Annotated in this window: 10 protein-coding genes and 1 pseudogene; 3 read left to right on the top strand and 8 right to left on the bottom strand. The window is 71.4% G+C overall.

What is annotated here, in order from left to right:
- Positions 1-311: pseudogene (locus F563_RS0119720) on the top strand (IS5/IS1182 family transposase); the annotation flags it as partial.
- Between the two features lie 202 nt (positions 312-513).
- On the opposite strand, the gene F563_RS23460 reads toward F563_RS0119720, so the two are convergent.
- The 8 genes from F563_RS23460 to F563_RS0119680 all read right to left on the bottom strand — a co-directional run bounded on the left by F563_RS23460 (position 514) and on the right by F563_RS0119680 (position 8583).
- Positions 514-2013, bottom strand: a complete 1500-nt coding sequence (locus tag F563_RS23460) for an amidase (RefSeq protein WP_019016416.1) — start codon at positions 2011-2013, stop codon at positions 514-516.
- A 122-nt stretch (positions 2014-2135) separates the two neighbouring features.
- Positions 2136-2831 (bottom strand): hypothetical protein, encoded by a 696-nt coding sequence (locus tag F563_RS0119710; RefSeq protein ID WP_019016415.1) that lies wholly within the window; start codon positions 2829-2831, stop codon positions 2136-2138.
- Positions 2832-3029: 198 nt separating this feature from the next.
- Positions 3030-3629 carry a ribosome hibernation-promoting factor, HPF/YfiA family gene (hpf, locus tag F563_RS0119705; RefSeq protein WP_019016414.1) on the bottom strand — a complete coding sequence of 200 codons (600 nt, stop codon included), beginning with the start codon at positions 3627-3629 and terminating at the stop codon, positions 3030-3032.
- Between the two features lie 74 nt (positions 3630-3703).
- Positions 3704-5182 (bottom strand): RNA polymerase factor sigma-54, encoded by a 1479-nt coding sequence (rpoN, locus tag F563_RS0119700; RefSeq protein ID WP_019016413.1) that lies wholly within the window; start codon positions 5180-5182, stop codon positions 3704-3706.
- Between the two features lie 23 nt (positions 5183-5205).
- Positions 5206-5991: an LPS export ABC transporter ATP-binding protein gene (gene lptB, locus F563_RS0119695; protein ID WP_019016412.1), complete on the bottom strand. Its 786-nt coding sequence runs from the start codon at positions 5989-5991 to the stop codon at positions 5206-5208.
- On the bottom strand, positions 5988-6881 hold the full coding sequence (locus F563_RS23455) for an LptA/OstA family protein (RefSeq protein WP_019016411.1): 894 nt from the start codon (positions 6879-6881) through the stop codon (positions 5988-5990). Before F563_RS23455 ends, lptB begins: the two co-directional genes overlap by 4 nt.
- Positions 6878-7576 (bottom strand): LPS export ABC transporter periplasmic protein LptC, encoded by a 699-nt coding sequence (lptC, locus tag F563_RS23450; RefSeq protein ID WP_051089442.1) that lies wholly within the window; start codon positions 7574-7576, stop codon positions 6878-6880. The genes F563_RS23455 and lptC overlap by 4 nt, the downstream gene beginning before the upstream one ends.
- 2 nt (positions 7577-7578) lie before the next feature.
- Positions 7579-8583, bottom strand: a complete 1005-nt coding sequence (locus tag F563_RS0119680; protein ID WP_019016409.1) for a KpsF/GutQ family sugar-phosphate isomerase — start codon at positions 8581-8583, stop codon at positions 7579-7581.
- Between the two features lie 357 nt (positions 8584-8940).
- Between F563_RS0119680 and F563_RS0119675 the strand changes: the two genes are divergently transcribed.
- Together F563_RS0119675 and F563_RS0119670 are read left to right on the top strand one after the other, a co-directional pair.
- Entirely contained in the window at positions 8941-9825 is an 885-nt protein-coding gene (locus F563_RS0119675; protein WP_019016408.1) for a hypothetical protein, read from the top strand.
- 127 nt (positions 9826-9952) lie between these two features.
- Positions 9953-10393 (top strand): RidA family protein, encoded by a 441-nt coding sequence (locus F563_RS0119670; protein WP_019016407.1) that lies wholly within the window; start codon positions 9953-9955, stop codon positions 10391-10393.
- Positions 10394-10488 lie beyond the last annotated feature (95 nt).

Raw genomic sequence — 10488 nt, 5'->3', positions numbered from 1 at the left:
CAACGCCCGCAGGGCGGTACAAGGGCTATGACAGCGACCCGATTACCGCCCTGCGGGCGTTGCCTCCGGCTCGGCAGGACCTGCGCGACCGGGGCGCCGTGCCGGAGATCCCCACCAAGCGCAACCGGCACGTCCAGCACAGCGTCAGCCGCCCGCTCTACGCGCTGCGCAGCCGCATCGAGCGCTTCATCAACCGCCTGAAGAACAGCCGCCGCGTCGCCACCCGCTACGACAAGACCGCGGACAGCTTCCTCGGCTTCGTAACACTCGCCTCCATCCAACTGTGGATCACGTTTGTCCACGCGGACTAGGGCCGGTTCCGACCTGCCGGAAACGGCTCCAGGGGTTTCCCGGCGCACATCTTCATCACCCGATCAGGCGAGGCCACCTGATCGGGATCTGCGCTCTGTCCTCGGATTGGCGGTGCGGGGGCCAAGGGCCTTGCGGCCCTTGGCCCCCGCGTCTCGATCGTCTTGTCCTCACCGGCGCCGCCACGGGCGCCGGCCTGCTCGATCAGGCCGCCACCGGCTCCTTGGCCTCGGCCTTCTCCTCGGGCGCGTCCGCCTCGTAGCCCGGCGGCGGGCGGAAGCCGCGCACCGCCTTCTCCATCAGGGTCGCGAGATGGATCGCGGTGCGGTCCTGGTACGGCCCGGCGATGATCTGCACGCCGAGCGGCAGCCCGCCCTTGGCGAGCCCGATCGGCGCGACCGTCGCCGGCAGGTAGCAGACCCCGGAGATGCCGGCCCAGAAGAGCTGGGTCGTGGTGGGCTGCGGCTCGCCGTTCACCGTGATCACGCGGTCGTGGCGCTCGCCCTCGTGGTCGTGCGGGAACGCGGTGCCGGCGGCCACCGGGCAGAGCAGCACGTCCCACTCCTTGAAGAAGGCGGCCCAGGCCTGGCGCATTCGGTGCCGGACCTCGTTGATCTGCAGCCACACGCGGTGCGGCAGCGTGTTGCCGCGCGCCATCAGCGCGATGTAGTCGGTCGCGTCCTCGCCACGCTTCGCCGCCTCCTCGGTCCAGCGGGCGATCTGCTCGGGGGAGAGCCGCGCCGAGGTCGCCGCGCGCAGCAGCAGCACATAGACCTTCCAGAGCTCCGCCATGTCGATGTCGGGCCGCGCGGCGAGATCGACCTTCGCCCCTTCCTTCTTCAGCGGCCGGGCCAGCGCCTCCAGCTTGGCCGCGTACTCCTCGTCCACCGGCGCGACCGGGTCGTTCGCCATGATGGCGATGCGCATCCCCTTGATCCCCGGCAGGCGCGGCTTGGGCAGGGTGAGCTTCCAGCCGGTGGCCTCGATGTCGTCGGGGCCCGCCATCACGTCGAGCGCCACCATCAGGTCCGCGCCGCCGCGCGCGAGCGGGCCGATCACCGAGATGTCGGAGGGCGCGATCGTGCCGAGCGACTGGCCGCGCGGCGAGCAGATGCCGTAGCTCGGCTTGTGGCCATAGACGCCGCAGTAATGCGCGGGGTTGCGGATCGACGAGCCGATGTCGGAGCCGATCTCGAGCCCGGTCAGTCCCGCGGCCAGCGCGGCCGCCGAGCCACCCGAGGAGCCGCCGGGCGTGCGCGTGGGGTCCCAGGGATTGTTCGTCGTGCCATACACCGCGTTGTAGGACTGCCAGTCGGCCAGCATCAGCGGCACGTTGGACTTGCCGAAGATCACCGCGCCGGCGTTGCGGAAGCGGCTGACCGCCAGCGCGTCCTCCTTGGCGATGTTGTCCTTGTAGGCCGGATCGCCCCAGGTGGTGGGCAAGCCCTGGACGTTGAAGCTCTCCTTCACCGTCATCGGCACGCCGTGCAAGGGGCCGGCGATGTCACCGCGCGCGAGGCGGCGGTCGAGCAGCGCGGCATCCTTGCGTGCGCGCTCCACGTCCTGCACGACGATCGCATTCAGCGCCGGGTTGTAGGCCTCGACCCGCTTCAGGTAGAGTTCCAGCAGCTCCGTGCTGCTGATCTTCTTCTGGCGGATCATGGCGGCAAGCTTCGTCGCCGACGCGAAAGCGATGTCGTTCATGCGGAGATCTCCCTGAGGCGGTCGGGCACCATCGACCGTGCGGCGCGGTTCGGCAAGCCCGCCTGCCGCATGAGGACCCTGCACGGGGCGGGAGACTGCCGTGTCTCCCGCCCCGTGCCGGGCTACTTCGTGCGGGTCAGCAGCGTCGGCCCGCCGACCAGGCGCTTGCCCTCGCGCGCGAGCACGACGGACTCGCTGTTGAGGGTCACGACCACGCGGCCGTCGCGCTCCTCGGTGTAGCTCCCGGCGAGGGTGTGGCCGAGGACGCTCTTCACGAACACGCGTGTGCGGTCGACGAACTCGAAGCTCACCCCGTCGCCCTCATAGACCCGCCCGCGCAGGGAGCGCGACTCGGCGCGCTTCAGCCGGGTGACGAGCGCGGCGCGCCGCGCGGTCGCGGCCGCCGTCACCGCGCCCTGCTGCTCGGGCGTGAGCAGCGCGAGCACGCGCCGGTCCGTCATCTGGTCGAGGGCGGCGAAGCCGGTCTCGTCGGCCGGCGTGCGGCCGATTCCGGCGACCAGCTCGGCGGACATCTCCTCGCGCATCGCTGCCCTTCGCGCCGCGATCGCGGCCTCGATCTCGGCGGTCGGCAGGTCGCGCAGCGCGGTGACGAAGCCGCGCGCCGGGAGGTTCGCCGGTCCCTGGATCCGCTGCGCCGCCCGGCTGGCCACGGTGTAGCCCTCGGCCGGGCTGCTCGCCGCGCCGAGCGCATGCACGAAGGCGACCAGCGGCAGCGACGGCTCGGCGGCGCCGATCGCTTCGGCCGCGTTTGCGAGCAGCGCGACCACTGCCGCGACCAGCCATCCGCGATGGGCCATCCACCCATCCTCCCCGTTATGCGGCACGATCACGCAGCAAGGCATGACGGGATCGTCATGTCCAATCCATGAAACGGGACGGGGCCATGGCGCGATGCACAGCCCGACATGACGGAGACGAGAACGCAGCGGTTCTCTCCGTCGCGCATCGCCCCGCTTGTGAGCTGCCCTCCTTCGCGGCGCCGGGCCGCGGGCCCGCTACACCTTCGCCGCCGAGGGATCGATCCAGCCGATATTGCCGTCATCGCGGCGGTAGACCACCGCGAGCGAGCCGGTCTTGCGGTCCCGGAACATCAGCACCGGGGCATCGGCGAGATCGAGCCGCATCACCGCCTCGCCCACCGTGAGCGTCTCGATCTCGGTCGGCAGTTCCGCCACCACCGTGGCGTGATCGCCGTTCAGCTCCAGCGTCTCGCCCTCCGCCGGCTCGGCCTCCGCCACCGGGCCCGGGCTCAGCACGTACTGGCGCACCTTTTCCGGCCGCTCGCGATGCGCGAGATCGCGCGCATGGTCGTTCACCTTGCGCCGGTAGCGCCGCAGCCGCTTGCCGAGATGCTCGGCCGCCGCATCGAAGGCGGCGTGCGCGTCCTGCGCCTCGCCCTCGCCGCGCAGCACGATGTTGCGCGCGGCGTGCATGGTGATGTCGCACATGAAGAAGGCGCGTGCCTTGGAGAACACCACCTGCGCCTCGAGCGCGTAGTCGAAATACTTGCCCGCGATGTTCCCAAGCTGCTCGGTGACGTAGGTCTGCAGCGCCTCGCCCACATCCACCTGCTTGCCCGAGACCGTGATCTGCATCGCTCGACCCTCATGTCAGGGCGGGCCTTGTGCGAAGCGACCCGCCGGTTGCGGCCGGCGCGGCGCTGGCCGCGTCAGGCCGGGATGGCCTTCTCCCGCCGCCGCTGCACGGACGAGGGGATGCCGAGGCCCTCGCGGTATTTGGCCACCGTGCGGCGGGCGATGTCCACACCTTCACGCTTGAGGATGGTGACGATCTGATCGTCCGACAACACGGCGTCCGGATGCTCGGCGGCGATCAGTTCGCGGATGCGGTGACGCACGCTCTCCGAGGAGTGCGCCTCGCCCCCGGTGCCGGCGATCGCGGTGGTGAAGAAGAACTTCATCTCCAGCGTGCCGCGCGGGGTCGCGATGTACTTGTTGGCGGTGACGCGGCTGACCGTGCTCTCGTGCAGTTCGACGGCGGTGGCGATGTCGCGCAGGATCAGCGGGCGCAGATGCGTGATGCCATGGCGGAAGAACGCATCCTGCTGGCGCACGATCTCGGCCGCCACCTTCAGGATCGTGCTCGCGCGCTGGGCGAGGCTCTTGACCAGCCAGGTCGCGTTCGCCCAGTGCTCGGCGATGAAGGTCTTCTCCTCGCGCGACTTCGCGCCGGCCGAGACGCGCGCGTAGTAGGCGCCGTTCGCCAGCACGCGCGGCAGCGTTTCGGGGTTGAGCTCGACGATCCACGAGCCGTCCTCGGTGCGACGCATCAGCACGTCCGGCACCACCGTGGTCGCGGGCTCGGCCTCGAACGCGGCACCCGGCTTCGGGTCGAGCCGCTTCAGCTCAGCGATCATGTCGGCGAGGTCCTCGGCATCGACCTCGCAGGCCGACATCAGCGCGCGCATGTCGCGCCTGGCCAGCAGATCGAGATTGTCGAGCAGCGCCGCCATCGCCGGATCGTAGCGGTTCAGCTCGCGCAGCTGGATCTCGAGACACTCGCGCAAGGAGCGCGCGAGCACGCCGGGCGGGTCGAAGCGCTGCATGCGGCCGAGCACCGCCTCGATCCGCTCGCGCCCGCAGCCGAGCGAGAGGGCGAGCGCGTCGAGATCGAGGGCGAGCCGCCCGGCCGGGTCGAGCCCGGCGATCAGGCAGGCGCCGATCAGCCGGTCGGTCGGGTCGCCGATCGAGAGCCGGAGCTGCTCGGCGAGATGCTCGCGCAGGGAGCGGCGCTCGACCGCGAGGTCTTCGACGTCGCGGCCATCCTCCTCGAAATCCGCGCGGCCGCCGCGCCCGCCCGCGCCGCCGCCGGGCGTGTAGCCGCCATCGGCCGAGCCGCCGGCGTCATAGACATTGCCGAAATCGGCATCGAGCGGCGCCTCGCCGGCCGCGGCGACGGCCTCGCGCGCATCCGCGAGCGGCGGCGTCTCCTCGGGCGCCGGCGTGGCGGGAGCAAGCTCGCCGGGCCGGTCGTCACGCTCCAGCAGCGGATTGCGTTCGAGCTCCTGCTCGATCCAGGCCTGGACCTCGAGATTGGAGAACTGGAGGAGCTGGATCGCCTGCCGCAACTGCGGCGTCATCACCAGCGCCTGGCCGAGGCGGAGATCGAGCCTGGGACCGATCGCCATGCGGGCGGTTCCCCGGATGGCCTCTAGAGCGAGAACCGCTCGCCGAGATAGACGCGGCGAACCCCGTCATGCGCGACGATGTCCTGGGGCTTGCCCTCCATCATCACCTGGCCGTCATGCAGGATGTAGGCGCGGTCGATGATCTCGAGCGTCTCGCGCACATTGTGGTCGGTGATCAGCACGCCGATCTCGCGGTCCTTCAGATGCGCCACCAGATCCCGGATCTCGCCCACCGCGATCGGGTCGATGCCGGCCAGAGGCTCGTCCAAAAGAATGAAATTCGGGTGACTGGCGAGCGCGCGCGCGATCTCCACGCGGCGGCGCTCGCCGCCCGAGAGCGCGAGCGAGGGGGTGCGGCGGAGATGGCTGATCGAGAACTCGGCGAGCAGCTCGTCGAGCATCGCCTCGCGCCGGTCGCGGTCGGGCTCGGCCACCTCGAGCGCGGCGCGGATGTTCTCCTCGACCGAGAGGCCGCGGAAGATCGAGGCCTCCTGCGGCAGATAGCCGAGGCCGAGCCGGGCGCGGCGGTACATCGGCAGGGTGGTGATGTCCGTCCCGTCCAGGCTGATGCGGCCGTAATCGGGCCGGACGAGCCCGACGATCAGGTAGAAGCAGGTGGTCTTGCCGGCGCCGTTCGGCCCGAGCAGCCCGACCGCCTCGCCGCGCTGCACCGAGAGCGAGACGTTGCGCACGACGGGGCGCTTCTTGAAGCGCTTGCCGAGATTGGTCGCGACCAACCCGCCGCTGCCGGCGACGACCTGGAGCGTGGGGCCGGCCTCGCGGGCGGGGGGCGCGTCGGGCGGGCTCATCGGCGCGGCGCCGGGGCCGGGGGCGGCGGCAGCGCCGCCGGGGCGGGCGGGCGGCGGTCCTCGGGCACGATCATGCCGGCGACACGGCCGCCCGGCGCCGGCAGCAGCCGCGACACGCCGGTCTTCATGTTCACCTCGCCATAGGCGCCGTTCAGCTGGTTCTGGCCGCGCGTGATCCGCACATTGCCCGAGACGCGCGCCAGCCCATCGCCCGGCGTGTAGACGCCCCGCTCGCCCCGCACGACCTCGTTCGCGGTGGTGATCCGGACATTGCCGAAGGCCTCGGCGCGGTCGAGCCTGTTGGCGCCGCGCGGGCCGGCGACGGCCGGTGCCGCCTCGGTCTCGGCGCCGGTCTCGACGAAATAGGCAACCACCGTGTCGGCCTCCAGCTTGCGGTCCTCCGAGGTCACCACCGCGTCGCCGCGCGCCACCGCCATCCGCGTCTCGGCCCAGTACTCCAGCGCATCGCGCGCGGTGACCCGGTCGGCGCCGTTGGTCAGCGACAGCGCGCGCCCGGTCAGCACCAGCACGCGCCGGTCGAGGTCATAGACCGCGCGGTCGGCCTCGGCGCGGTCGTTGCCGCCGACGATGCGGACATTGCCCTCGGCCTCCAGGCGCCAGATCTCGCCCGCCCCGGTCGGGCTCGTCCCCGCCGGCGGGGCACCCTCGCGGTTGCGGTAGCGCGCGATCAGCCGGTCGGCATAGACGGTCGTCTCGCCGCGCGTGGCGCGCGCATTGCCCCGCGCGATCACCGTCTGGTCGTCGCGGCGCCACTCGATCGCGTCATCGGCCAGGATCTCGACCGGCCCCTCGCCGGTGAGCGAGAGCTCCTGCGCCGCCGCCGGGACGACGACGGCGAGCGCGGCGGCAAGCAGCAGCGCCGCTCTCACCGTCCGCCCTCCGCCGGCACCAGCACCATGCGCGCGGGGCCGGTGAAGATCACCACCGCGCCCTTCTCCTCGAGCCGGAACCCGGCGCCGTCGAGCGTGCCCGGCGGCCCTTGGGCGGCGACCGGATCATCGCCCTCGGCGCGGCCGGCCGTGAGATCGATGTGCGCGCGCGCGGTGCGGATCTCGTAGCCGGCGTCGTGGAACAGCGTGACCTCGCCTTCGAGGTCGAGCAGGGCCCGCTCGCGCTGGTACCAGCCGGTCTCGGCTTTCAGCGCGACCCAGGCCCCGTCCTCCAGCGTGATGTCGCCGACGGGCTTGGTGAGGTTCACGGTCTGCGAGCCGGAGGGCTGCTCGGCGGTCTCGGCGGCGAGCTCGTATGGGCGGCCGCGCTCGTCGCGGCCGACATAGCGCGGCGCGACCAAGCGGGCGCTGTCGGCCATGGTGCTGTCGGGCTTGCGGTAGGCGAGGCGGACGCGGTCATCGACGCCGGAGAGCTCGGGCCAGAGCACGATCAGCGCCAGCACGGCGAGGGCGGCGGCCGGCAGGGCGCGCTTCAGCACGGCGACGACGAAGCGGCGGCGGGCCAGCGCGGCGGGATCGAGCGCGGCGCGGTTGCCGCCGAGACCGAGGGCGCGGGCCCGCCGGGGTGGCTGGGGCACGGCCGGTGCCGGCAGTTTCTGGGAGGTCGCCGCCACGCTCACGCCACGCCCGCGCGCAGGAGGTCGTGCACGTGCAGGATGCCGCTGGGCCGGCCGTCCTCGACCACGAACAGCGCGGTGATGCGCCGCTCGTTCATCATGCGCAGCGCTTCGGCGCCGAGCGCGTCGGGGCCGATCGTGCGCGGGTTGCGCGTCATCACCTCGGCCGCGCGCCGGCCGAGCAGGCCGGGCTCCATGTGCCGGCGCAGGTCGCCGTCCGTGATGATGCCGCTGAGCCGGCCCGCCTCGTCGGTCAGGCCGAGACAGCCGAAGCGGCCGGCGGTCATGATCACCAGCGCCTCGTCCATCCGCGTGGTCTCGGGTGCCAGCGGCACCTCCGCCCCGGCGTGCATCAGGTCGCGCACGCGGGCGAGCCGCTGGCCGAGCCTGCCGCCCGGGTGGAAGACGCGGAAATCGCTGGCCGAGAAGCCCTTGCGGGCGAGCAGCGCGACCGCGATCGCATCGCCGAGCGCCAGCATCAGTGTGGTCGAGGTGGTCGGCGCGAGGCCCATCGGACAGGCCTCGGGCGCGGCGGGCAGGACCAGGGCGACATCGGCATGGCGCGCAAGGGTGCTGTCCGCACGCGAGGTGACGGCGACCAGCGGAATGGCGAAGCGGCGCGCATAGCCGAGGATGTCGGAGAGTTCGGGCGTCTCCCCCGAATTCGAGAGGGCGAGGATCGCATCCGCCGGAGCGATCATGCCGAGATCGCCGTGGCTCGCCTCGGCGGGATGGACGAACAGGGCGGGCGAGCCCGTGGAGGCGAGGGTGGCGGCGATCTTGCGGCCGACATGGCCGGACTTGCCCATGCCGGTGACGACGATCCGGCCGGTGACGGCGGCGAGCCGGTCGAGCGCCCGGCCGAAGCTGCCATCGAGCGCGGCGGCGAGCGTTGCGAGCGCCGCCGCCTCGGTCTCGATCACGCGGCGGGCCTCGGCGATGTCGGCGTCGTGGGCCTCGGCCTGCCCGGCCCGGACGGTCAGCACGGCGGTGCGGTTCATCATGATCCCCGGCGACGATGTAGGCCGTTGCGGCGCGCCGGGTCAACGAACCGGAGCGCGCGGTAGGCAAGACTTGTGCCAGATCACACGATTGCGTCAGCGGCGTGGTGGCGCGGGCGAGGCGCGTGCCGCGGGCCGGGCGGGTGCGGGGCTGGCCCGGGCGGGGCTGGCTGGGGCGTCGACGGTGCCGTTCGCATAGGGAATACAACCGAAAGATGTCGCGCGATCGCCTGTGGCGGTTGCATCGCGCGCGTTATTGTTCAACCTGTCTAAATTCAGTATACTTTGATCGAATAAATACAATTGTGGTGTGGGGGACCCATGAGACCTTGGAACGCAGCCGCGTGTGGCGCCGCCGTCATGGCTACACTTGTATTCGGCCCCCAGGGGGCGCTCGGCGCCGTCGCCTATGTTCCGGACAACGGCGTCGCCCTCGGGCCGCATTACGCCACCGCCAGCGGCCAGGATCTCGGCGCGCGCAGCCTTTCCGGCTTCAGCTTCTCGCTCGACTACCTCCACATCGAGCGCACCGAATGGACTTCGGGCACCGCGAGTGTCGGCCTCGATGTTTCGGTCGCCCTGCACGCCTCGTGGATCGCCGTCTACTTTTCGGCAACGGCCGCCGCACTCACTCCTGGCTCCGCCTTCGGCTCTTATCAGATCGATTTCGGCATCCGCGTGACCAACACCGAGGCCATCGCGTTCGATACGCTGGTCATCGGCGGCGGCATCTCGGAATTCCGTCCCTCGCTCCTGCCCAATGGCGCCCTGGTTGACGACCTCGCGAACGCGACCGCCCGGTTCGCGAGCGCCATCGTCGGCCCGTATCAAAGCAGCGCGGACGTGGACGAGAACGGCAATCCCGTGCCTTCCCTCTATGTCGCCGAGAAGGCATGCAGCACGGAGGGGCCTGCTCACGATGTCGGGCCGATCTTCCGGAACGGAAACGGCAACGGCGTCCACTGCTCGGTGACGTCGCCCGACGCGACGGACGTGATGATCTACGTCTTCGATTTCCTGCCCGGCGACAGCATCGTGCTGAACTATTCCAGCCGGCTCCATGTCGAGGCGGTTCGCGTGCCGGCGCCCGCCGGCCTCTGGGTCATGCTGGTCGGCCTTGCCGCCCTGCCGCCGCTCCGCCGGGGCCTCGGCCGGCCGATGCCACCCTGCGTCGCCCGCGTGGTCCCATCGCGGCCGGCCGCGATTGGGACTCTGGCGGGACGGTGGCGCGCGAACGAATCCTGAAACACCGGCCCGCGGTGGGTGAAACCTTCGGCGCGCCGGCATGACTGCCACCCGAGGGGTCGCGCGGCCGCGCCCGGTTGCCCTAGCCTTCCGTCGCCGTTCCGGCACAGACGACGGGAGACGACCCATGCCAATCCGCACCATCCTCGCCGCCACCCTGGCACTTGCGCTCGCCGCACCCGCCGCAGCGCAGAACCGCGTCATCAGCACGCCCAACGCTCCGGTCGCGATCGGCCCGTACAGCCAGGCGATCATGGCGGGCAACACGCTCTACCTCGCCGGCCAGATCGCGATCGATCCGGTGACGAATCAGGTGAGGTCCGGCACGATCGAGGAGGAGACCAAGCTCGTGCTCGACAACCTCAAGGCGGTGCTGGAGGCCGCCGGCATGACCATGGCGAACATCGTTTCGACCACCGTGTTCATGGCCGACCTCAACGAGTTCCCGCGCATGAACGCGGTCTACGCCACCTACTTCCCGCAGAATCCGCCCGCGCGCGCGACCGTGCAGGTCGCGCGCCTGCCGCGCGATGTGAAGGTGGAGATCGCCGCGATCGCGGTGCGCTGAGCCGTCGGCCTCAGCGCGGGGCCCGGCGGAGGCGTCGGTCATGCGTCGGGCCCCGTTTGTAACGGACCTTTTTCATGTTGACGGCCTGAACGTTC

Source organism: Elioraea tepidiphila DSM 17972 (genome assembly GCF_000378465.1).
In the GTDB taxonomy this organism is placed as follows: Bacteria; Pseudomonadota; Alphaproteobacteria; order Acetobacterales; family Acetobacteraceae; genus Elioraea; species Elioraea tepidiphila.
Note: the sequence above shows the minus strand (reverse complement) of the source record. Positions and strands in the feature narration are given on the sequence as shown.